Here is a 21777-nt window from a genome sequence, read left to right on the forward strand (position 1 = left end):
CCCATCCTCCAGGGCACACCCGCAACCCGGGACCGGCAACCGGAGCAGTCCGCGGCCAGGCCCCCTAGGCCGCCCGTACCGCCACCGCGTCGATCTCGAAGAGCATGTCCGGCAGGGCGAGCGCGGCCACGCCGATCAGCGTCTGGGCGGGCAGTTCGGTGCCCCAGGCGGCGTGCAGGTGCTTGAGGAGCACTTCCAGCTTCTCCTGGTCGTGCCCGACGACGTACGTCCCGATGCGGACCACGTCGCCGAGACCGAGGCCAACGGCCTCCAGGGCCGTGCGGAGGTTCGCGAAGGCCTGCCCGACCTGGGCGTCGAACCCGTCGGAGACCACGTGGCCGGTCGGGTCGGATCCGTACTGGCCGGCTATGAAGACCTGCTCCCCGGGCGCGGAGACGACGTGGCTGTAGCCGTAGCCGGTGGGGTCGTGGAGTTCTGCCGGGTTGGTGATGCTGCGCGTCATTCCAAGCTCCTGGGTCAGTTGTCCGATGTCCGAAGTCCGATGAGTGGTACGGGGCTAGCGGGCGGCGGCGAGCCAGGCGCGGAGCCGCTCGGGGGCCTCGGGGGCCTGCCGTTCGGCCTGCTGCCGGATCTCGTCGAGGGTCTGCGCGGCCAGTGCGCGGCGCCAGGCCAGCTCGGCCCGGCCCATCGCGTGCGCGATGGCGCAGTCGGCCGCGGGCGGCTCCTCGCCGCCGCCGGGGCCCTGCTGCCGGATCTCCGCGCACCGGAAGGCCTCGTCCGGCCCTTCGACGGCGGCGACCACGTCCATGAGCGTGATCGAGTCCAGCGGGCGGGCCAGGCGGAAGCCGCCCCGCGGGCCGGGTGTGGAGCTGACGATGCCCGCCCGCGCCAGTGCCTGGAGCTGCTTGTTGAGGTACGCGGCGGGCAGCTCGTGCCAGGCCGCCAGCCGGGCCGCCGAAACCGCCCGGCCGTCACCGCTCCAGGCCAGGTTGAGGCAGCTGTGCAGGGCCCATTCGACGCCCTCACTCATCTTCATAATCTGGATATTAGATGTCCAGATTACTGTCGGCAAGAGGAACACGCCCGCACCGCACCCCGTGCCCGGCTTCCCGCCCGCACCACCCGCCCGCAGCAACCCGGCTCGCGCCGCGCGCCCGGCCCCCATTCCCTGGTGACGTGCGGACCTTCCTCTCGGCGGTACTCATCGCGCTCGTGGCTCTGCTGGTGCCCGCGAGCGCCGTCGCGTACTGGGCCGACCACGAACTCGGCAGCGCCGACCGCTACACCGCGGCGATGTCCCCGCTCGCCTCGGATCCCGCCGTGCAGAACGTCGTCGTCACCCAGGCCGGCCGGGCGCTCTCCGGGCAGATCGACGCCGGCCCCTTCCAGGGCGGGGTCGACGCCCTGCTCGGCGAGGCCCTGCGCTCCTTCGTCGGCACCCCGGCCTACCAAACCGCCTGGGACGCGGCGAACCGCGCCGCCCACGGAGCCTTCTTCCACGCACTCACCACCGGTGACGGCAACGCCGTGACCATCGATCTCGCGCCCGTGATCGCCAGCGTCAAGGGCGATCTCGTCGACAACGGGGTGCCCTTCGCCGACCGCATCCCCGAAACCCACCTCTCGGTGAAGGTCATGGAGTACGACAACCTCGGCGCGCTCCGGAAGGGGTTCCGCATGCTGCAGATCGCCGGGGTCTGGCTCCCCGTGCTCACCGTGGTGCTGGCCGCGGTCGCGATCGCCGTCGCCGTCCGGCGCCGCCGGGCCGTCCTGGCCACCGGCCTGGGGCTGGCCGTCGGGGCCCTCCTGTTGTGGGCGGCCGTGGTCCTGTGCCGCCGCCTCACCCTGGACGACCTGCCGGCCGACATCGACCGGGCGGCCGCCGAAGCGGTGTACGACGCGCTCACCGCGTTCCTGCGCACCACCGTCTGGGTGGTGCTGGCCGTCGGACTGGCCGCCGCGCTGGCCGCCTGGCTGACCGGCCGACTGCGCCGCACCCCATAAGCTCGGAACGGGCGGATTGGCACGCAAATCCGTAGAAGAATCCTTAGAGCAGCACAGAAGAACCGATTCACGAGCGGCGGCACGGAAGCGGGAATGAGCACCGAACGCACCGAAGACATACCGCCCGGGCGGGCCGGACGGCGCGGGCCGACCGGACAGCGCGGGCCGACCGGACGGTCCGGGGCGACGGCAGCCGGACGGTTCGGACCGCTGGCACCGCCCGCCTGGCTGCTGAAGGGGCTACGGCCCAGCTCCGCGCCGATCCCCTGGGCCGCGGCGCTGCGCGCAGCCGTCGCCCTGGCCCTGCCGCTGGCCGTCGGCTTCGCCGTCGACGAGCCCGAGTACGGCGCACTCGTCTCGATGGGCGCCCTGTCCGGGGTCATCGGCGACACCGCGGACGCCTACCGGATGCGGATCCTGAACATCGCCGTGCCCCAGTTCTTCGGCGCCGTGGGCGTCGCACTGGGCACCCTGGTCTTCGGGCACGGCTGGGTCGCGGTCGGCGTCCTCACCCTGATCGCCCTGGTCTCCGGGATGATCTCCTCCATCGGCACGGTCGCCTCCGTCTCCGGGCTGCTGCTCCTGCTGAACGCCGTGGTCGGCGCCGGCCTGCCGATGCCCAGTCCCTGGTGGACGGCTCCGCTGCTGCTGAGCGCCGGCGGCCTGTTCGTCCTCCTGCTGACCCTGCTCGGCTGGCCCCTGCGCGGACGGCAACCGGAGCGGGCCGCCGTCGCCGCCGCCTACCGGGCCCTGGCCGACAGCCTGGAGGCCGCGGGCGGACCGGGACCCGCGTACGAGGAACGCCGCCAGCAGGTCACCCAGGCCCTGAACCACGCCTACGACCTGGTGCTGGGCCGCCGGGCCCGGGTGCACGGCCACAGCCCCTCGCTCGTGCGGATGCTGGCCCAGCTGAACGTGCTGATCCCGCTCGTCGAGGCCGCGCCCGCCGCGCACCTGCGCCGCAGACCCCTCTCCCCCGCGATCCCGGCGGCCGTACGGGAACTGGCGACGGCCGTCGAGGAGGGCCGCACGGACATCCCCGTACTGGACCTGCCCGCGCCCGACGGCCAGTCCGAGCGGGCCATCGACGCGGCCCTGCGGCACGCCGCGACGATCGTTCCGCTGGCCGAGCCGGACATGCACAACGTCGACGACCGGCTCGGCCGGCCCGCCGCGCTGCGGGTCCGGGCCCGCCGGGTGGTGCGCGACATGATGTTCTCCGGGGCCTCCTGGCGGTACGGGCTGCGGCTCGCGCTGTGCATCGGGCTGGCGCAGTCGCTCGTATCGGTGGTGGAGATCGAGCGCTCCTACTGGGTCGCCCTCACGGTCACCTTCGTCCTCAAGCCCGACTTCGGCTCGGTGTTCTCCCGGGCCGTGCTGCGCGCGCTGGGCACCGCGGGCGGGCTCGTCGTCGCGGCCGCCGTGCTCTCGGAAGTGCCGCGGGGATGGTGGGACGTCCCCGTCATGGTGGTCCTGGCGGCCCTCATCCCGGTCTTCTCGGTCAAGGGCTACGCCTTCCAGACCGCGGCCATCACCCCGGTCATCCTGCTCCTCTCCGACCTGCTCAACCACCAGGGCTTCGACCTCGTCCGGCCCCGGCTGCTCGACAGCCTGATCGGCTGCGCCATCACCCTGATCGCCGGGTACCTGCTCTGGCCCGAGAGCTGGCACACCCGGCTCGGCGACAGGCTCGCCGACGCGGTGGACGACGCCGCCCGGTACGTGGAGCGCGCCTTCGGCTCCGCCCCCGACACCGACGCGGGCCAACGGGCGGCCCGCACCGCCCGGCTCCAGGCCCGCCGCCGCATCTACCGGGAGCTGTCCGGGGTGCGCAGCGAGTTCCAGCGGGCGCTGACCGAGCCGCCGCCGACCGGGGAACGGGCCGCCGTGTGGTGGCCGCTGGTGGTCGCCGTCGAGCGGATCGTCGACGCGACGACGGCCGCACGGGTCCGGGTCAACCACGGCGCGCAGCCCCCGGCCCCCGGGGAGGCCGAGGCGATCGCCGAAGACCTCCGAGCCCTGGCCCAGGGCGTCCGCCGCACCGACACCCCCACCCAGCTCCGCCCCACCCCACCCCCCGACGTCGATGAAGCCTCCGTCCTCTCCCCGGTCCGCCAGGAACTCACAGCAGCCAGAGCCATCGCCAACCCCACCGACTCCCCCTAGGGGGTGTCCACACCCACCAGGCCCGGCCAAAACCAGCCCCCGCCGGCATTCGAGGCGCGGGGGCCCGGGGTCGGAGCCCCTGGCAACGGCGCCGCGCGGCACCCATGGACCCCGGCCAAATCCAGCCCCGCCGGCGTTCGAGGCGCGGGGGTCCGGGGGCGGAGCCCCTGGCAGCGGCGCCGCGCGGCACCCATGGACCCCGGCCAAATCCAGCCCCGCCGGCGTTCGAGGCGCGGGGGTCCGGGGGCGGAGCCCCTGGCAGCGGCGCCGCGCCGTCCCTCCAATGGCCCCGCCCCCGGGCCGCCCCGTTCCCGACGGGGGAGCATCAGCACATGAGGCCCTTCCTCCGGCGCAGCCGGGTCCTCCTCCTGGCGGCCGCCCTGTCGGCGACCGCCGGCTGCGCCGACGTGGAGGGCCTCCGGAACGACGGCGACCTCGGCACCGCCCACGCCCCCCGCACCCTGTGGAAGGACATCCGTCCCGACGCCCCGGCCCCCGGCCAGCAGTCCGGTACGGCCACCGCCGTCCCCGGCCTCGCCAAGGTCCCCTCGCTGTCCATGCAGGGCGTGAACGCCGTGGACGTCGTACGGGCCGACATCACCGCCGCCAACGCCGCGGACGCCGGCACCGGCCGGCTCGTCGACCCCCGCGCGATCCAGCGCATCGCGCTCTGCACACAGGCTGTGGACGGCGGCCCCGACTGTCCCGTGCGGCCCGCGGTCGTGGCCGATGTGACGGGCAACGGCCGGCCGGAGCTGATCACCGCCCTGGACATCGACGGCCGGCTCAGCGAACTGCGCGTCTACACCGTCCAGGACGACGGGACCATCGCCCGGATCCTGTCCCGGCGCGGGGTCCTGGAGGGCGTGGAGGTGGCCGCCGAGCACCTGGCCGTGCGCGAGCCGACCTCGAACCCGAAGAAGGTCTCCATCTCCGACTACGTGTGGGACCCGGAGGCCGGGATCATGAACCTCTCCCAGCTCACCCTCGACGAGTGCCCGAACCAGGGCGACGCCTCCCCCTGCCCGGCCGCGGGCCCCGGCGCCGGAAACGGCTGAGGGGGGCCGGGTCCCGATGCATCGGACGAGCAGCCTGCGCTGGAAGATCGCCATGACCACCACGGCGGTGTGCTGCGCCGTCGCGGCCGCGCTCGGGATCCTCGTGCACAACGTGGTCGCCCGCCAGCTCGTCGGCGAGGTCCGCAAGGACGTGGACCGGGAGCTGGACTACGCCCTGGGCCAGTACGAGTACGGCACCGCGCGCGGCGACGGGAACAGCGCCCTCGACCCGCCCGGCCTCCCGGCCCCGCTGCGCGACCTGGTCGCCCGCGGACTGACCGGCAGCATGACCGGCACCCACGACGGCAAACCGGTCATGTGGGCGGCCGGACCCGCCGACGGCAAGCCCCTCGCCGTCTGGGTCCCCTACGACAGCACCCGCACCCGGCTCCGGGAGATCGACACCGCCATCCTGGTCTCCGCCGTCCTCGCCGCCGGGGTGGTCGCCCTCGCCGGCATCTTCCTCGCGGGCCGCATCAGCCGCCGGCTCGCCACCACGGCCGCCGTGGCCCGCCGGATCAGCGCCGGGGACCTCGACGCACGCGTCGGCTTCCCGGCCGACGGGGAGGGGCCGCGCCCGCGCTCCCGCGACGAGGTACGGGACGTGGCCCAGGCCCTCGACTCGATGGCGGCCTCGCTCCAGGCCCAGCTGGAGGCGGAGAAGCGGTTCACGGCGGACGTCGCGCACGAGCTGCGCACCCCGCTCACGGGATCCCTGGCCGCGGCCGCGCTGCTGCCCGAGGGCCGGCCCAAAGAGATGATCAACGACCGGCTGGGCGCCCTGCACCTGCTCACCGAGGACCTGCTGGAGATCTCCCGGCTGGACTCGGGCGTCGAACGGGCCGACCTGGCCCGGGTGGAGCTCGGCCGCGCGGTGGAGCGGGCGGCCGCGAGCACCCGGCTGCCCGTCGCGGTACGGATCGAGCGGGACGCGGTGGTGCTCACCGACCGGCGCCGACTGGACCGGATCCTGGCCAACCTGCTGGTCAACGCCCACAAGCACGGGCGACCGCCGGTCGAAGTGACCGTCACCGGCCCGCTGGTGACCGTACGCGACCACGGGCCCGGCTATCCGGCCGAGCTGATCGAGCAGGGGCCGCGGCGGTTCCGCACCGGGGATCCGGGACGCGGACGGGGCCACGGGCTCGGCCTGACCATCGCGGCCGGGCAGGCGGAGGTGCTGGAGATCGATCTGCGCTTCTCCAACGCCCCCGACGGGGGCGCGGTGACCACGCTCCTGCTGCCGGTCGGGCGCCTGACGGACGGCAGTTGAGGGGCGCCGGTGGATGTTTCACGTGAAACACCCACGTACGTCCACCGGCGCCCCTCGGGTCAACTCACCTCAGGTCGAACCGCCTCGGCTCAGACTCCGATGTTCTTGCCGTCCTTGCGCCAGACCGACACGACCGACGGGCGGACGATCTTGCCGGGACCGTCGGGCCACACCGACTGCGGCTTCTCGACGGACGCGCCGTCGATCTCGCCCGGGTGCTGCACGGCGACCAGGACGCGCTTGTCCTGGATGATCGGACCACAGGTCTCGGCACCGCGCGGAACGGTCAGGAACTGCTTCAGCTCACCGCGGCGCTCACCGGCGGTCGCGACGCCGAACAGGCCGTCGTGCGAGCCGAGCTGGTTGCCGTCCGTGGAGATCCACAGGTTGCCGTGCGGGTCGAACGCCACGTTGTCCGGGCAGGAGATCGGGCTGACCTTGTCCTTCGGGAAGCCCGCGAAGTAGGTCGCCGGGTCGTTCGGGTCACCCGCGACCAGGAACAGGCGCCAGGCGAACCCGTCGCCGGCCGGGTCGTCGAAGTTCTCGGCGAGCTCCAGGATCTGGCCGTGCTTGTTCAGGTTGCGCGGGTTGGCCTCGGTGGCGCCTTCCTTGCCGGGCTTGCCGCGGTCCGTGTTGTTCGTCAGCGCGATGTAGACGCGGCCGGTGCGCGGGGAGGGCTCCACGTCCTCGGGACGGTCCATCTTGGTCGCGCCGACCTTGTCACCAGCAAGGCGCGTGAAGACGGACACCTCCTCGGCGGTCATGCCCTCGACGTGCGAGACGTTCCCGGACGGGGAGGAGGTGAGGAGCTTGATCCAGACGCCGGAGCCGTCGAACTCGCCGTCGGTGGGGCGCTTGCCGGTGCCGTCGATCTCGGCGGCCGGGGTGTCACCGGTGAGCTTGGCGACGTAGAGGGTGCCCTCGTCGAGCAGCGTGAGGTTGTGCTCCTTCGCCGCGCGCGAGTCGCCCTTCTTCATCTGCTTCGACGAGACGAACTTGTAGAAGTAGTCGAAGCGCTCGTCGTCGCCCATGTACACGACGGGGCGGCCGTCCTCGGTCAGGCGGGGCTGCGCGGCCTCGTGCTTGAAGCGGCCGAGCGCGGTGCGCTTGCGCGGGACGGAGTTCACGTCGTACGGGTCCAGCTCGACGACCCAGCCGTGGCGGTGGGACTCGTTGGGCTCCTGCGCGACGTCGAAGCGCTTGTCGAACCGCTCCCACTTGCGCTCGGTGGCGCCGGCGGTCACGCCGTAACGCTTCAGGCGGGCGGCCTGGGTCGGGTCGGTGACCTGGCCGGCGTTGCCGAAGTACTGGTTGAAGTTCTCCTCGCCGTGGAGGGTGGTGCCCCACGGGGTGGTGCCGCCGGCGCAGTTGTTGAGGGTGCCGAGCACCTTGGTGCCGGCGGCGTCGACCGAGGTCTTCACCAGGTCGGTGCCGGCGGCCGGACCGGTCAGCCGGAACTCGCTGGTGGCGGTCAGACGGCGGTTGAGGCGGTGGCGGCTGATGGCCGTCAGCTTGCCGCTGCGGTGGTCCTCCTGGACCGCGACCACGGACAGGCCGTGCGCGGCCCAGGCGATCTCGACCTGCTCGCGGGTCGGGTTGGCCGGGTCGTACGCCTTGAACATGAGCTGCTCGTCCGTGTACTCGTGGTTGGCCACGAGCAGCTGCTGGCGCTCGTAGTCACCGCCGAGCGGGAGCAGGCTCAGGAAGTCGTTGTTGTAGCCGAACTGGCCGGCCTGTGCGGCGGCGGTCTGGTTGTCCGGGTTGAAGCCCGGCGCGCCCTTGACGATCGGGTCGCCCCAGCGGATGACCACGTTCTGCTCGTGGCCCTCGGGGATCGTGACCTGGTCGGCGGTGTTCGGCGCGACCGGCTTGAAGCGCAGACCGCGGGCGCCCTGGGCGTTGACCCCGGCGGCGCCGGCGCGCTGCGCCTCGACCGTCGGGTCCGCGGAAGCGGAGGAGCCGTTGCCGCTCAGCGTGAGGGCGGTACCGGCGGCCGAGGCGACCGTGACGACCGCGGCGGAGCGGAGCATCGCGCGACGCGAGTAGGCGCGGGCTATGACGTCGCCCACGTACTCGTTGTCGCTGGTGTTCGGCACCTCGTGGAAGCAGGCGTCGCCGCACCGGTAGCGGCAGGTGAGAGCGGAACGGCCGCCCCCGTGAGAAGAGCCGATGAGCGGCAGGAGCTTGCGCACGAGTGTCCTCCGTTGATGCACGGTCCCCGACAACGTGTCGGAACAATCCGTCGGTGACGCTATGGGCGGGTTGCGCCGAAGCGGCGGCCGATGGATGAACGCCCGGTGAATCCGGCACGTCGGGGCGGCAGTTCGAGGGCGGATCGGGTGTGTTTGGGCCCTGGGCGCCACGAAAGGTGCCCCTCCCGAAGTTCCAGCCAAGGGGCCGATAACCTTACGTGTCCACTCTGGGCAGGGATCTACCGCGCAGCACGGACAAATGATGCACGCACTCATGCGAAAGGCCTGGCCCATGGGTATTCGGAGCTTGTTGCGCAAGGTGTTCGGACGGACCTCTGAATCGGTTCCGGAGACGACCGGCACCACTTCGGCGGCCCTCCCGAGCCAGACCGAACGCACCCCCCTGGACGCCGCGGCCGAGTTGGTCGCCGCCTCCTTCGACAACCCCACCGTTCCCCCGCAGTCCAGCCCGCGGGACCTCGAACCGGGCACGGTCCTCACCGCCCCGGCCCCGGCCCCCACCCCGGACCCCACGGTCCCGGAGGCCCGCCGCTCCCCCACCGGGGTCTCGTCGGCAACCCCGGCGACGCCGTCCACCCCGACGGCCCCGGCCGCCGCCGAAGCGGAGCCCGTGGCCGCCGAAGCGGAGCCCGTGGAACCGGTCGCGGAGACCGTGGCCGAAGAGGCCACCGAAGCAGCACCGGAGCCCGCCACCGAGCCGGAGCCGCTCGCGGCCGAGGCAGAGGTGACGGAGGCCGAGCCCGAGGCCGCAGCCGAGGTGCCGGAAGCCGACGCAGCCACCCCCGAGGCGGAGGCCGAGCCGGCCGCCGCGGAGCCGGAGCCGGTCGCCGCCGAGGCGGAGGCCGAACCGGCCCTGGCCGCGGCGCCCGAGGAGGAGCCCGCCGCCGAGGCGGACACCGAGCCGCAGGCCGACGTAGCCGCCCCGGCCGAGCCCGTGGCCGCCGAGGCCGAGGCGCAGCCCGAGGCGGAGCCTGCCGCGGCCGAGGCCGAGGTCATCACCGAGGCGGAGCCCGTGGCGGCCGACGCCGACACGGAGCCCGTCCCGGCCGAGGCCGAGGTCGAGCCCGAGGTCGAGCCCGAGCTCCTCACCGCCGATGCCGCCGCAGGCGGCCCCGCGCACGCGCTCGCCGCGGTCAAGCGCCAAGCGCCCCCGCTCGCAGCCGCGTACAAGGCCGCCGGACAGGTCCTGCGCACCAAGGGGAAGGCCGGCGCCCGCGCCACCGTGTTTCTCGTGCTCGACCGGTCGGGGTCGATGCGCCCGTTCTACAAGGACGGCAGCGTCCAGCACCTCGCGGACCACGCCCTGGCCCTCGCCGCGCACCTCGACGAGGAGGCCACCGTCCGTACGGTGTTCTTCTCCACCGAGCTGGACGGCACGGCCGACCTGTCCCTCGACGCGTACGACGAGGCCTGGGTCGAGGCCCGCCACGCGGAGCTCGGCCGGATGGGCCGCACCAGCTACCACGTCGCCGTCGAGGCCGTCGTGGAGCGCTACCAGAAGGACGGCGGCGAGGGCCCGGCCCTGGTCGTGTTCCAGACGGACGGTGCGCCCGACAGCGTCCGCCCCGCCCGCGAAGCGCTCGCCGAGGCGGCCACCACCGCCCCCGGCATCCACTGGCAGTTCGTCGCCTTCGGCGAGCACGACGCCAAGGCGTTCGACTTCCTGCGCAAGCTGTCCGCCGACAACGCCGGCTTCTTCCACGCCGGCCCCGCGCCGGCCGAACTGACCTCGGCAGCCCTCCTCAAGGGCCTGCTGGAGAAGTTCTAGAAGTTCCAGTAGCAACAGAGGAAGGGCCCGGGATCCGTACGGATCCCGGGCCCTTCCTTCGTTCTACGGCTTACTGGTGCGGCTTGACGGCCTTCTCGACCGGCTCCGAGCTCTTCGTCTCCACCGGCTTGCGCAGCGCGATGTTCAGCTCGCGCAGGCGGGACTCCTCCAGGATGGTGGGCGCGCCCATCATCAGGTCCTGCGCGTTGCCGTTGAGCGGGAAGGCGATGGTCTCGCGGATGTTCGGCTCGTCGGCGAGCAGCATCACGATGCGGTCCACGCCCGGGGCGATGCCACCGTGCGGCGGGGCGCCGAGGCGGAAGGCGCGCAGCATGCCCGCGAACTCGCGCTCGACGGTCTCGGCCTCGTAACCGGCGATCTCGAAGGCCTTCAGCATGACCTCGGGCTCGTGGTTGCGGATGGCGCCGGAGGACAGCTCGATGCCGTTGCAGACGATGTCGTACTGCCACGCCAGGATGTCGAGCGGGTCCTTCTCCTCCAGGTCCTTCATGCCGCCCTGCGGCATGGAGAACGGGTTGTGGGAGAAGTCGATCTTGCCGGTCTCCTCGTCCGCCTCAAACATCGGGAAGTCGACGATCCAGCAGAAGCGGAAGACGTCCTCCTCGAACTGTCCGGCGCGCTTGGAGGCCTCGACGCGGACGCCCGCCATGATCTTGGAGACCTCGTCGAACTCGCCCGCACCGAAGAACACGGCGTGACCGGCGGCCAGACCGAGGCGCTCGGTGAGGACCTTGACGTTCTCCTCGGTGAGGAACTTGGCGATCGGGCCGGTCAGCGCACCGTCCTCGCCCACGCGGACCCAGGCCAGGCCCTTGGCGCCCAGCGAGATCGCGTACTCGCCGAGGCCGTCGAAGAACTTGCGCGGCTGGGCGGCGGTGTCCGGGACGGCCAGGGCGCGCACGTGCTTGCCGGCGAACGCCTTGAACTCCGAGCCCTCGAACACGTCGGTGATGTCGACGAGCTCCAGCTTGGACCGCAGGTCGGGCTTGTCGTTGCCGTACTTCATCATCGACTCGCGGAAGGGGATCCGCGGGAACGGCGAGGTGACCGGGCGGCCCTTGCCGAACTCGGTGAAGATCTCCGTCATCAGCCGCTCGATCGGCTGGAAGACGTCCTCCTGCTCGACGAAGGACATCTCGACGTCGAGCTGGTAGAACTCGCCCGGCGAACGGTCGGCGCGGGCGTCCTCGTCGCGGAAGCAGGGCGCGATCTGGAAGTACCGGTCGAAGCCGGAGATCATCAGCAGCTGCTTGAACTGCTGCGGCGCCTGCGGGAGCGCGTAGAACTTGCCCGGGTTCAGGCGGGACGGGACGACGAAGTCACGGGCGCCCTCGGGGGAGGTCGCGGTGAGGATCGGGGTCGCCATCTCGTTGAAGCCGAGGGCCACCATCTTGGAGCGGATGGAGGCGATGACGGCCGAGCGCAGCATGATGTTGCGGTGCATGCGCTCGCGGCGCAGGTCGAGGAAGCGGTACTCCAGACGGCGCTCCTCGTTCACCCCGTCGTCCGTGTTGATGGTGAAGGGCAGCGGGGCGGCGGCGCCGAGCACCTCGACCGCGGTGACCTCGACCTCGATGTCGCCGGTGGCGAGCTCGGGGTTGACGTTGTCCGCGCCGCGGGAGACGACCTTGCCGTCGATGCGGACGACGGTCTCCTTGGTGACGCTGCTGAGCGCCTCGTTCGCGGCCGTGCCGGGACGGGCGACGAGCTGCGTGATGCCGTAGTGGTCACGCAGATCGATGAAGAGGATGCCGCCCAGGTCTCGACGATTGTGCAGCCAGCCGCTCAGCCGGACGTCGGAGGCGACGTCGGAGGCACGAAGCTCGCCGCACGTGTGGGACCTGTACCGATGCATCAGTCATCCAGTTCTACGTGATACCAGGGTGGATTCAACCGTCCCAAGGTTACCGTCCGGGGCGGGAGCCCGTGCGGGCCCGCTCGCCGGGGTCGCGCCGGGCGTCGCGCCAGGGGTCTCGCCGGGCGTCGCGCCGGGCGTCCCGCCGGGGTGGTGAACAGGCACGTCAGGCGGATGACCTGTAAAGATGACCGGGTGCGCACAGAGGACGTCCTGGCCGCCATCGCGACCGGTTTGTGGCGATGGGACAACGCCTCCGGGACGGTCACCCTCGACAGCGAGGCCGCCCGGCTGCTCGGGCTGCCCGCCGAGCCCGTCGCACTGCCCGAGGTCGCCGTGCGCTCGCGCTTCCACCCGGTGGACTGGAACGAGATCAACGGCATCGTGAACCTCGCGGTCGCCGAGGGCACCCTCGCCGAGGCCCGGCTGCGGATCATGGACGAGGACGGGCGCGTGCTGCGCACCGTACGGAGCCGCTCGAAGCCGCTGGAGAACCGCACCGCGGACGGCCGCCTCGACTACGAGCTGATCGGCACCATCCAGGAGATAGCCGAGGCCCAGCCCGGCACCACGGCCGCGCACACCCCCATCACCGGCGACTGGCGCCGCTCGCGCGAGGCCTTCCTGCTCGACGCCGGGCGGGCGCTGGCCGAGGCCCGCTCCACCGCCGAGGTGCTGCGGGTGGCGGCCTCCCTGTCCATGCCCGGGTTCATCCCCGACGGGCTGGCCGTCTTCGGGGTGTCCGGCGACCGGCTGTCGATCATCGGGCACCACGGGCACGATCCCGGGGACGAGGGCCCCTTCGCGGACATGCCGGTGCAGACCGACTACCCGGCCGCGGAGGTCGTCCGTACCGGCCGGGCGATCTACCTCCCGAGCCCGGAGGACTACAAGCGGCGTTTTCCGGCCACCTGGCCCCTCGCCCAGCGCTTCGGCCGGATCTCCTGGGCCTTCCTGCCGCTGATCGTCGCGGGACGCACCATGGGCGCCTGGATGGCCGCGTTCAAGCACCCGGTGTCCTTCTCCCCCGACGAGCGCTCCGTCCTGACGACGGTGGCCCGGATGCTCGCGCAGGCGCTCCAGCGGGCCGGCGTGGCCGAATCCGAGCGGGAGCTCACCACGGGCCTCCAGCGGTCGATGATGCCGCAGCTCGGCCCCGAGATCCCCGGGATGACCCTCGCCGCACGCTACGTGCCGACCGGCGGCGGGCTCCAGGTCGGCGGCGACTGGTACGACATGATCCCGCTGCCGTCGGGACGGTTCGCGCTGGTCATCGGCGATGTCCAGGGCCACGACGTCCGGGCGGCCGGGCTCATGGGCCAGCTCCGGATCGCGGTGCGCGCGTACGCCTCCGAGGGCCACCGGCCCGACGCGGTGCTCTCGCGCGCCTCCCGGTTCCTGGCGGGACTGTGCTCGGAGCAGGACACCGCCTCGGACCCGGGCAAGGGCGGGGGCCCCGGCGACGGGGATCCCGACTTCCAGAGCCCGCGCTTCGCGACCTGCCTGTACGTGGAGTGCGATCCGGCGACCGGCCTGCTGGAGGTGGCCCGCGCCGGGCACCCCGACCCGGCGGTGCGGATGGCCGACGGCACGGTCCTGATGCGGCCCACGGCGGGCGGGCTGCCGCTCGGCATCGTGCCGGACACCGACTACCCGACGACGCGGTTCACCCTGGAACCCGGCGAGACGATGATGCTCTGCACCGACGGGCTGATCGAGACGGGCGGGCACGACCTCGACACGGGCTGGGCCCGGCTGCGGGCCATCCTGGAGTCGCAGACCCCCTACGACGCGCAGGACGCGGACCCCGAGCCGCGCCACCTGGAACGGCTGGCCGACCTGCTGGTCCAGGCGGTGCACGGCCCGTCCTCCCACCACACCACCGGACCGCTGGCCGACCGGCGCGAGGACGACATCGCCGTCGTCCTGCTCTGCCGCGAGGGCGAGGGCTGCGGCTGCGAGACCCCGCTGCTGCACCCGGCACGGCCGGCCCGGCGCACGATGACGACCGTCGCCCAGGCGGAGCCGGAGCGGGTCGCGGGGGTCCGCCAGCAGATCCGCGAGCTGCTGCACGACTGGGCGGACCCGGAGCAGGTCGACGCGGCGGTGCTGATGGTCTCCGAGATGGTGACGAACGTACTGGTCCACACGGACGGGGACGCGCTGCTGATCGCCGAGGCGGTGGGCGAGCTCGGCTCGCGCCGGCTGCGGGTGGAAGTCGCGGACGGCTCCGACGAGCTGCCGCACAAGCGCCACCCGGGAGAGATGGCGTCGAGCGGCCGGGGCGTCCTGCTGCTGGAGATGCTCGCGGACGACTGGGGCGTCGACCCGCGCGGCGAGGGCAAGTCCACGTGGTTCGTGCTGAACGAGCGTTCCAAACCCGAACCCGACCCGCTGGACTGACCGCCGGGCGGCGGGCCCTGCCCGTGTTTGTATGAGCCGTGCCGACTCCCCTGCTGCCCGAGCCCGTACGCCGACTCGCCGCCTGGTGCGTCGTCGTCCTTCTCGTCACCGCCGTGCTCGCCCTCGTGGTGTGGCTGTGCACCGTCTTCCGCACGGTGGTCACGCCCGTTCTGCTCGCCGTGCTCGGTACGGCCCTGCTCGGCCCGATGCACCGGCGGCTGGTCGCCATGAAGGTCAACCGCTCGCTCGCCGCGGCCCTCACCTGCCTCACCGTGGCCGCCGTGGTCGGCGGGGCCGGCTACATCGTGGTCCTCGCGCTCATCGAGACCGGCGACCAGATCATCGACTCCCTGCGGAAGGCCGGCGAGGACCTCGCGAAGCACTTCGGGGCGCTCGGCACCTCCGTGGAGGACGTGGCCAAGAACTCCAAGGACCTGCTCGCCAAATTCGGCGGAACGGCCGCCTCGGGCGTGGTCACCGGGCTCAGCGTGGTCGCGACGATGCTCGCGACGGCCCTGCTGGCCATGGTGCTGATCTTCTTCTTCCTCCGCGACTCCGACCGGGCCGTGGGCACCCTGCGCTCGATGGTGCCGAGCCGCTCGGGCGACCTGATGGAGGCGATGGGGCGGCGCGCGTACGAGGCCGTCGAGGGCTTCATGCGCGGGACCACCTTCGTGGCCCTGGTCGACGCCGTCCTCATCGGCGCAGGTCTGCTGATCCTGCGGGTCCCGGGCGCCGTGGGGCTGGCCGCGCTGGTGTTCGTGACCGCCTACATCCCCTACCTCGGCGCCTTCCTCTCCGGCGCCGTGGCCGTCCTCGTCGCCCTCGCCGACCGCGGCTGGGTGATCGGCCTGTGGGCGCTGGGCGTGGTGCTCGCGGTCCAGATGATCGAGGGGTACATCCTCCAGCCCATGGTGCAGAGCCGCACCGTACAGATGCACCCGGCGGTGGTGATGCTCTCGATCACGGCCGGGGCGAGCGTCGCCGGCATCCTCGGGATGCTGCTGGCCGTACCGCTGACGGCGGCGTTCTTCGGCGTGGTCTCGGAGCTGCGCTCCCGGTACGCGGCGGAGGCCTGATCCCCGCTTCGGCGGACCCCTCCACGGCGGTCCCGCCGAAGGCCCTGATGATCAGTCCGATCGTCGCGGCGCGGTTGCGGGGGCGTACGAGGAGACCAGGCGTGACAGGTGGCGGCCCGCGAGGAGGAGCGGGGTCCGGCTCCGGGTGACCTGGGAGGTCATCTCGGCGCCCTCCAGGGTGTTGATCACGGTGACCGCCAGGTCGCGCGCCTCCGCCTCCGGGTGGCCGCAGGCCAGGAGCTTCGCGGCGACGAGCTCCTGCCAGTTCGCGAAGGCCTGGGCGCAGGCCGCCTGGAGCTCCGGCAGGCGGCCGACCGATTCCAGCGCCGTGGTCGTCACGGGGCAGCCGTCGCGCCAGTCGGACGCTTCGAGCGCCTCGGCGAGCAGCTCCGCGACGGCTTCCAGGGCGCGCGCCGGGTCCGCGTGGGCGGACAGCCCGAAGCGGAGGGCCTCGGCGAACTCCTCGTCGCCGAAGTGGATCGCGGCGACCGCGAGCTCCTGCTTGCCTCCGGGGAAGAAGTGGTACAGCGAGCCGAGGGTCGCCTCCGCCTCGCGGACGAGCTGTTTGACCGGCGTGTTCTCGTACCCGCCGTGCTGGAGGAGGCGCGAGGCGGTGCGGACCAGCCGCTCCCGCGTCCCGAGTCCGTCCGCCGACGCCGCCGTCTTCGTCTCTGTTGCTGCTGCCATGAGAGCCACCCTATCCCGTATCTAGATAGAGCGTTCGTTCTAGTGCGTGCTACGTTCACTCCGAGCGCTGGATAGAGCGTTCGTTTTAGAGCCGCAAGCATCGACCCGAGGAGAGCTCTGCCATGAACCAGGACACGCACCGGGACACGACCCCGGCCACGAACCAGGCCCCGCAGCAGGTCACCGTCATCGGGCTCGGCCCCATGGGCCGGGCCATGGCCGCCGCCTACCTGGACGCCGGGTACGAGGTCACCGTCTGGAACCGCAGCCCCGGCAAGGACACCGAGCTCGTGGCGCGCGGCGCGCGGCGGGCCGGCAGCGCCGCCGACGCGGTCGCCGCGAGCGAGCTGACCGTGCTCAGCCTCATCGACGTGGACGCCATGTACACGGCCCTCGGCGGCGCCGACCTCGGCGGCCGGGTCCTGGCCAACCTGTCCTCCGACGTACCCGACAAGGCCAGGGCCGCCGCCCGCTGGGCGCAGGAGCGCGGGGCCTCGTACCTCACGGGCGGGGTCAACGTCCCGCCGACCGGCATCGGCCAGGAGGGCTCGTCCGTCTTCATCAGCGGCCCGGAGGAGGTCTACGCCGCCCACCGCGCGGCGCTCGACGTGCTCGCCGCCTCCGACTACCGGGGCGCCGACGCCGGGTACGCGCAGCTCTACTACCAGCTCAACATGATCATGTTCTGGACCGCGTACACCGGCTGGTACCAGGCCCTCGCCGTGGCGCAGGCCAACGGCCTGACGGCCGCGGACATCGTGCCGTACGCCGGCTACACGGCCGACACCATGCGCGGCTTCTACGAGGGCGGCGCCCCGCTGATCGACGCCGACGCGCACGAGGGTACGTACGAGCGCCTCGCCATGTGCGCGGCGAGCGTGGAGCACGTCCTGCACACCGCCGCCGACTCCGGGGTGGACACCGGGATCCTGACGGCGCACGCCGACCTCTACCGGCGCGGAGTCGCCGCGGGCTTCGGCGCCGACAGCAGCTCGCGGCTGGTCAGTCTGCTGAGGGGGGCGGCCCCGGCAGCCTGAGAGCGGCGGGGACTTCCCGCTCCGCGAGGGGGTGCCAGGTGTTGCCGGCCTGGGCCGTGAGCACGATCCAGGTGGGCGCGGACGGCGGCCTGGAATCCCGGATCGCCGCCGTCGCCACCGTGCAGCACGCCGTCCTCACGCATCAGGCGGAGGGCCACGTCGGACGCCCGGTAGGAGTTGCGCGCCAGCCTGTCGGGCTGGTGGTCCCTCACGCACAACGGCTCGGCGGCGCCCAGCAGTTCCGCGTGGTAGGCGTCGAGCCCCGGCCGGGCCCGCACCTGCCGCACCATCCGCGCCTCCACCGACCGCCGCCACAGCCGGAGCAGTCCGAACGCGAGGTTCACCCCCACCAGCGAGACCAGACAGGTCGTCACCATCCCCATGGAGACGACGATCGACGAGGCGCTCGCGGCCCGCAAGAGCCCGCGGCGGCCGTCAGCGGCGAAGTGCCTCCGCCGGCTGGATGCGCGCCGCGCGCCATGCGGGGTAGAGGCCGGCGACGAGGCCCGTCGCCAGTCCGATGACCGGCGCCGCTGCCGCCGTCACCGGGTGCACCACCGGCGTCCAGTCGCGGACCACGGCGACCGCCACCACGGTCAGGACGCCCAGGGAGGTCCCGACGAGGCCGCCCAGCGCGCCGAGCGCTCCGGACTCCGCGAGGAACTGCACGGTGATGTGGCGGCCGCGTGCGCCCAGGGCCCGGCGCAGACCGATCTCTCCCGTGCGCTCCAGGACGGCGACCAGGGTGGTGTTGGCGATGCCGACGGCGCCGATCACCAGGCAGATGGCCGCCAGCAGCAGGAACAGCCGGTTCAGGTCGTCGCCGACCTGGCCCCGGAGCATCTTGGGGTTGGGCGGCGGAACGACCTTGAAGTACTCCGGATGGTCGGGACGCAGCGCCGTCGGCGCCTCGTGCCCGATCTGCTGGGCCGCGCCGAGCCTGGTCGTGACCAGCATCCTCGCCCCGCCGGAGGTGGGCTCGCCCCAGATCCGCTCCGCCGTGGTGCGGGGTACGACGACCGACATGAGCAGGTCGGCCTTGCGTTCCGTGTCGGCGACGATGCCGATGACGGTGAACGGCCGGCCGCCGATGAAGACCGCCGGGTTGGTCTCCAGCGTGGTGATGCCGAGCCGGTCGGCAACTCCCGTACCGATGACGGCCACCGGCGCCTCCCGGTCCGAGGCGAAGGAGTCGTAGAGCCTGCCTTCGGCCAGCCGGGCGCCCGCCGCGGCGAGCACCCCGGGCGAGGCGGCCACGACGTCGGCGGTGCCCTGGTTACGGCGGTCCCCGGCCACGGCGGAGGTGCTGACGGCTTCCTCCGCGGACAGCCTCACGGGCCAGAACACCCCGGCGTGCTCGACCCCGTTGAGGCGCTCGATCCGTGCGTCGGCGTCCTTCGGGAAGGCCGGTCCGGCGAACTCGTTCCGTTCCCGCGCGACGTCCTCGACGGTCACCTCGGTCGCGCTCAGCGCGTTGAACCGGGTGTCGATCTGTGACGAGGTGGTGGCGGTCAGCCCGAGGATCGCCACGAACGTGCCCACGCCGAGCACCGTCCCGAGGGCGGTCAGCGCCGAGCGGCCGGGCCGCTGGAGCATTCCGGCGAGGGACTCGGAGAGCACGTCGCGCCAGCCGAACACGGAGGGCCGGACACGGCTGTCACGCCGCCCGCGCCTCACGTGGACGCCTCGGACGCAGACGCAGGCGCAGGCGCGGACGCGGACGCTGCCGGGTCCGAGACGCTCAGCACTCCGTCCCGGATCGTCACCGTGCGCTTGGCGCGGGCGGCGACGAGCGGATCGTGGGTGATCACCAGGACCGTCATGCCGTCGGCGTGCAGCCGCTCCAGCAGGGCCAGTACCGAATCGGCGTTCGCCGTGTCGAGGTTTCCGGTCGGTTCGTCGCACAGCAGCAGCGAGGGCCGGGTCACCAGCGCGCGGGCGATGGCCACCCGCTGGCGTTCCCCGCCGGACAGCCGCGTGGGCAGCGAGTCGATGCGATGGCCGAGGCCGACCTGCTCCAGCGCATGGCGGGCCCGGTCGCGCCGCTCCCGGCGCGGGGTGCCGTCGTAGACCAGGGCGAGCGTGACGTTCTCCAACGCACTGCGCTGGGGCAGCAGATGGAAGGACTGGAACACGAAGCCGATGCGCAGCCCGCGCAGGGCGGTGCGGTCGGCGTCCCGGAGCGTGCCGGTGTCGATGCCGTCCAGGAGGTACGTTCCGCCGGTGGGCGCGTCCAGCAGTCCGACGATGTTGAGGAACGTGGACTTCCCCGAACCCGACGGACCGACGACGGCGACGAACTCGCCCCGCCCGACGGTCAGATCGCAGGCCCTGAGGGCGGCCACGGGAGGGGGCCCGGGGTAGGTCAGCCCGATCCCCCGGAACTCGATGACCGGCTCGGACGCGTCCGCACCCACGCTCACGGGGACGCCTTCTCGCGCGCGACCCCGGTGATCACCCGGTCGCCCCCCGCCAGCGAGCCGTCCGCCACGGGTGTGACGGCCACGAAACCGTCCCCCGCCGTACCCGCCCGTATCTCCACCCGGCGCCGTTCCCCGCCCTCGTCGAGCACGGTCACGGTGGTCCGGCCGTCCGCCCCGGAGCTGATCGCCGTGATCGGCACGACGAGCGCCTTGCCGTCCGTCGACGCCGCGGTGACGGTGACCCGTACGTCCTGGCCGGTCAGTTCCGCCTTCAGGGGCTCACCCGGGGTGATCTCCACGAGCCACCCGGTCGCCCCCTGGCCACCCGGCGCGGGCGCAGGAGCGTCCGCGCCGGGCTTCGCCTGTCCGGACGAGGAGCCGGCCTCGGAGCGCTTGTCGGAGACGAGCGTGACCTCGCCCTTCGCGGACAGGCCGGTCACCTCGGAGTAGATCTCGGCCGCACGTCCCGGCTGTATGAGGTCCTTCTGGTACTCGGGGAGGTGGGCCTGCACCACCAGCTTGCCCGCGGACAGCGTCATCGCGGTACCGGTCGCCTCGCCGCCGACCTTCGCCGCCACCGAGTCCACCCGGGCGGGGAAGCTCTGCAGGAACACCACCTCGGCCGCGGGCAGTTTCGGCCCGGCGGCCGCTTCCGCGGCCGCGAGCTTCTTCTTCGCCTCGGCCAGGTCCTCCTGCGCCCGGCGCACGGCCCTGCCGCCGTCGCCACCGGCCGGGCGTACGGCGCCCTCCGCCTCGGAGCCCGGCTCGGCACCCGGCTTCTCCCCCGGCTTGGACGCCTGCGCCTGCGCGCTCCGAACGTCCTCCAGCGCCCGCTGGGCGGCGGTGACCTGGCTCCGGGCCTCCCCGACCGGGTCGCCCTCGGCGCCGGTCGCGGACACCGGGCCGTAGCCCACGGCCTTGTAGAAGGAGGTGAGCGCGGCCTTCGTACCGGCACCGAAGCTGCCCCCGGCGTCGGGCGCCGAGGAATGACCCAACGCCTTCAGCGCCTTCTGCAGCTGAGCGATGTCGTCGCCCGTGGCCCCCGGGCTCAGGTCGCGGTAGACGGGCAGGTTGCCCTCCAGCACGAACACGGGCCGCCCGGAGACCTCCATCAGGACCTGTCCCGGCTGCACCGTGTCCCCCGGCCGGACCCGGATCTTGGTGATCACCGGACGTGCGGCACCCACCCCGGCGCTCACCTGGGGAATCACCTCGACCGTCTGGCCCGCGACGACCTGGCCGCGGGTGATGACGGACGACGTGAGCACCCGGTGCTCCACCGTCGCGGTCAGCACGTCGGGCCGGGGCGCGGCGGCGTCCGCGGCGACCTGCGCCGGGGACTTCACCAGCAGCGCAGCACCCAGCCCCCCGAGCGTGGCGATCACGGCCCCCACGGCCACGGCCGCCACCCATCGGCGACGGCCGGACGCGCCGCTCGCCGACTCGGCTGCCGTTTCGGATATGTCGGACCCCGGGAGGCTCAGCCGAGCCACGTCGGTCGTCGTGCCCACGTCCTGCGCCATCCGTGTCCTTCTTCGCCTCGCGGGTTTGCGCGGATCAGCCACCGAGCTGAGCACGAGGGGGGCGAGTCGGCACGAGCGGGTGCTCCGGCCTCCCCCGGCGGATCCGCCGGGGCGGACCGGGCACGGGTCTGCCGGCGTCTTCCGGGCCGAGCGCCCAAAGAATAGGACGTAGTTGCGGCTTGGTCCACCGCCCCATCGGCCCGGAACGATCAAGTTCCGGCCATGATCCGGTGCGCTGCTTCGCGCTGACGCACCGCGGCACCGCGGCACCGGAACGCGGCACGGCGAAGCCCCGGGCCGAAGGGC

General features: G+C 73.0%; 17 protein-coding genes. 8 read left to right on the top strand and 9 right to left on the bottom strand.

The features are described 5' to 3' along the window. Nucleotides 1-64: 64 nt before the first annotated feature. Both ACE1OC_RS19710 and ACE1OC_RS19715 read right to left on the bottom strand, forming a co-directional pair. On the bottom strand, nucleotides 65-463 hold the full coding sequence (locus ACE1OC_RS19710; RefSeq protein ID WP_407838107.1) for a RidA family protein: 399 nt from the start codon (nucleotides 461-463) through the stop codon (nucleotides 65-67). Between the two features lie 54 nt (nucleotides 464-517). Next, entirely contained in the window at nucleotides 518-991 is a 474-nt protein-coding gene (locus tag ACE1OC_RS19715) for an RrF2 family transcriptional regulator (protein WP_351437482.1), read from the bottom strand. Nucleotides 992-1137: 146 nt separating this feature from the next. On the opposite strand from ACE1OC_RS19715, the gene ACE1OC_RS19720 reads away from it, so the two are divergent. From ACE1OC_RS19720 to ACE1OC_RS19735, 4 genes are all read left to right on the top strand, one after another. Beyond that, complete coding sequence (locus ACE1OC_RS19720) at nucleotides 1138-1965, top strand: hypothetical protein (protein WP_407838108.1); 828 nt, start codon at nucleotides 1138-1140, stop codon at nucleotides 1963-1965. A gap of 93 nt (nucleotides 1966-2058) precedes the next feature. After that, on the top strand, nucleotides 2059-4131 hold the full coding sequence (locus ACE1OC_RS19725; protein WP_407838109.1) for an FUSC family protein: 2073 nt from the start codon (nucleotides 2059-2061) through the stop codon (nucleotides 4129-4131). A gap of 332 nt (nucleotides 4132-4463) precedes the next feature. Beyond that, complete coding sequence (locus tag ACE1OC_RS19730) at nucleotides 4464-5189, top strand: hypothetical protein (RefSeq protein ID WP_407838110.1); 726 nt, start codon at nucleotides 4464-4466, stop codon at nucleotides 5187-5189. Nucleotides 5190-5205: 16 nt separating this feature from the next. Next, entirely contained in the window at nucleotides 5206-6462 is a 1257-nt protein-coding gene (locus ACE1OC_RS19735) for a sensor histidine kinase (RefSeq protein WP_407838111.1), read from the top strand. 89 nt (nucleotides 6463-6551) lie between these two features. Here ACE1OC_RS19735 and ACE1OC_RS19740 read toward each other — a convergent pair whose 3' ends face one another. Then, nucleotides 6552-8654 carry a PhoX family protein gene (locus ACE1OC_RS19740; RefSeq protein ID WP_407838112.1) on the bottom strand — a complete coding sequence of 701 codons (2103 nt, stop codon included), beginning with the start codon at nucleotides 8652-8654 and terminating at the stop codon, nucleotides 6552-6554. Nucleotides 8655-8946: 292 nt separating this feature from the next. On the opposite strand from ACE1OC_RS19740, the gene ACE1OC_RS19745 reads away from it, so the two are divergent. Beyond that, nucleotides 8947-10443 (top strand): VWA domain-containing protein, encoded by a 1497-nt coding sequence (locus ACE1OC_RS19745; protein WP_407838113.1) that lies wholly within the window; start codon nucleotides 8947-8949, stop codon nucleotides 10441-10443. A gap of 70 nt (nucleotides 10444-10513) precedes the next feature. On the opposite strand, the gene aspS is transcribed toward ACE1OC_RS19745, so the two are convergent. Beyond that, nucleotides 10514-12319, bottom strand: coding sequence for an aspartate--tRNA ligase (aspS, locus tag ACE1OC_RS19750; protein ID WP_407838114.1), 1806 nt, complete (start codon nucleotides 12317-12319; stop codon nucleotides 10514-10516). Nucleotides 12320-12514: 195 nt separating this feature from the next. Between aspS and ACE1OC_RS19755 the strand changes: the two genes are divergently transcribed. Continuing rightward, a complete protein-coding gene (locus ACE1OC_RS19755; RefSeq protein ID WP_407838115.1) occupies nucleotides 12515-14722 on the top strand; it encodes a SpoIIE family protein phosphatase in 2208 nt (735 codons plus the stop codon). A 38-nt stretch (nucleotides 14723-14760) separates the two neighbouring features. Further along, nucleotides 14761-15801: an AI-2E family transporter gene (locus tag ACE1OC_RS19760; protein ID WP_407838116.1), complete on the top strand. Its 1041-nt coding sequence runs from the start codon at nucleotides 14761-14763 to the stop codon at nucleotides 15799-15801. A gap of 51 nt (nucleotides 15802-15852) precedes the next feature. On the opposite strand, the gene ACE1OC_RS19765 is transcribed toward ACE1OC_RS19760, so the two are convergent. Then, the gene (locus tag ACE1OC_RS19765; RefSeq protein WP_407838117.1) at nucleotides 15853-16488 is read right to left on the bottom strand and encodes a TetR/AcrR family transcriptional regulator; all 636 of its coding nucleotides are present in this window, start codon (nucleotides 16486-16488) and stop codon (nucleotides 15853-15855) included. Between the two features lie 122 nt (nucleotides 16489-16610). Between ACE1OC_RS19765 and ACE1OC_RS19770 the strand changes: the two genes are divergently transcribed. Then, on the top strand, nucleotides 16611-17525 hold the full coding sequence (locus ACE1OC_RS19770) for an NAD(P)-dependent oxidoreductase (protein ID WP_407838118.1): 915 nt from the start codon (nucleotides 16611-16613) through the stop codon (nucleotides 17523-17525). Here the strand turns inward: ACE1OC_RS19770 and ACE1OC_RS19775 are convergent. The 4 genes from ACE1OC_RS19775 to ACE1OC_RS19790 are packed head-to-tail and all read right to left on the bottom strand — an operon-like array spanning nucleotide 17438 to nucleotide 21471. Continuing rightward, on the bottom strand, nucleotides 17438-17908 hold the full coding sequence (locus tag ACE1OC_RS19775; RefSeq protein ID WP_407838119.1) for a hypothetical protein: 471 nt from the start codon (nucleotides 17906-17908) through the stop codon (nucleotides 17438-17440). The two genes, ACE1OC_RS19770 and ACE1OC_RS19775, sit on opposite strands and share 88 nt — an antisense overlap. A gap of 52 nt (nucleotides 17909-17960) precedes the next feature. Then, nucleotides 17961-19202 (bottom strand): ABC transporter permease, encoded by a 1242-nt coding sequence (locus tag ACE1OC_RS19780; RefSeq protein WP_407838120.1) that lies wholly within the window; start codon nucleotides 19200-19202, stop codon nucleotides 17961-17963. Next, the gene (locus ACE1OC_RS19785) at nucleotides 19199-19948 is read right to left on the bottom strand and encodes an ABC transporter ATP-binding protein (protein WP_407838121.1); all 750 of its coding nucleotides are present in this window, start codon (nucleotides 19946-19948) and stop codon (nucleotides 19199-19201) included. The genes ACE1OC_RS19780 and ACE1OC_RS19785 overlap by 4 nt, the downstream gene beginning before the upstream one ends. Next, nucleotides 19945-21471 (bottom strand): peptidoglycan-binding protein, encoded by a 1527-nt coding sequence (locus ACE1OC_RS19790; RefSeq protein WP_407838122.1) that lies wholly within the window; start codon nucleotides 21469-21471, stop codon nucleotides 19945-19947. Before ACE1OC_RS19790 ends, ACE1OC_RS19785 begins: the two co-directional genes overlap by 4 nt. Between the last annotated feature and the right edge of the window lie 306 nt (nucleotides 21472-21777).

Source organism: Streptomyces stoeckheimensis, assembly GCF_045822005.1.
GTDB classification, from domain to species: domain Bacteria; phylum Actinomycetota; class Actinomycetes; order Streptomycetales; family Streptomycetaceae; genus Streptomyces; species Streptomyces stoeckheimensis.

What these genes read in the sequence shown, in the direction of transcription:
- ACE1OC_RS19770 (WP_407838118.1), top strand. Translation starts at nt 16,611, where the DNA reads ATGAACCAGGACACGCACCGGGACACGACCCCGGCCACGAACCAGGCC.
- ACE1OC_RS19715 (WP_351437482.1), bottom strand. Translation starts at nt 991, where the DNA reads ATGAGTGAGGGCGTCGAATGGGCCCTGCACAGCTGCCTCAACCTGGCC.
- ACE1OC_RS19725 (WP_407838109.1), top strand. Translation starts at nt 2,059, where the DNA reads ATGAGCACCGAACGCACCGAAGACATACCGCCCGGGCGGGCCGGACGG.
- aspS (WP_407838114.1), bottom strand. Translation starts at nt 12,319, where the DNA reads ATGCATCGGTACAGGTCCCACACGTGCGGCGAGCTTCGTGCCTCCGAC.
- ACE1OC_RS19775 (WP_407838119.1), bottom strand. Translation starts at nt 17,908, where the DNA reads ATGGGGATGGTGACGACCTGTCTGGTCTCGCTGGTGGGGGTGAACCTC.
- ACE1OC_RS19790 (WP_407838122.1), bottom strand. Translation starts at nt 21,471, where the DNA reads ATGGCGCAGGACGTGGGCACGACGACCGACGTGGCTCGGCTGAGCCTC.
- ACE1OC_RS19730 (WP_407838110.1), top strand. Translation starts at nt 4,464, where the DNA reads ATGAGGCCCTTCCTCCGGCGCAGCCGGGTCCTCCTCCTGGCGGCCGCC.
- ACE1OC_RS19745 (WP_407838113.1), top strand. Translation starts at nt 8,947, where the DNA reads ATGGGTATTCGGAGCTTGTTGCGCAAGGTGTTCGGACGGACCTCTGAA.
- ACE1OC_RS19735 (WP_407838111.1), top strand. Translation starts at nt 5,206, where the DNA reads ATGCATCGGACGAGCAGCCTGCGCTGGAAGATCGCCATGACCACCACG.
- ACE1OC_RS19710 (WP_407838107.1), bottom strand. Translation starts at nt 463, where the DNA reads ATGACGCGCAGCATCACCAACCCGGCAGAACTCCACGACCCCACCGGC.
- ACE1OC_RS19765 (WP_407838117.1), bottom strand. Translation starts at nt 16,488, where the DNA reads ATGGCAGCAGCAACAGAGACGAAGACGGCGGCGTCGGCGGACGGACTC.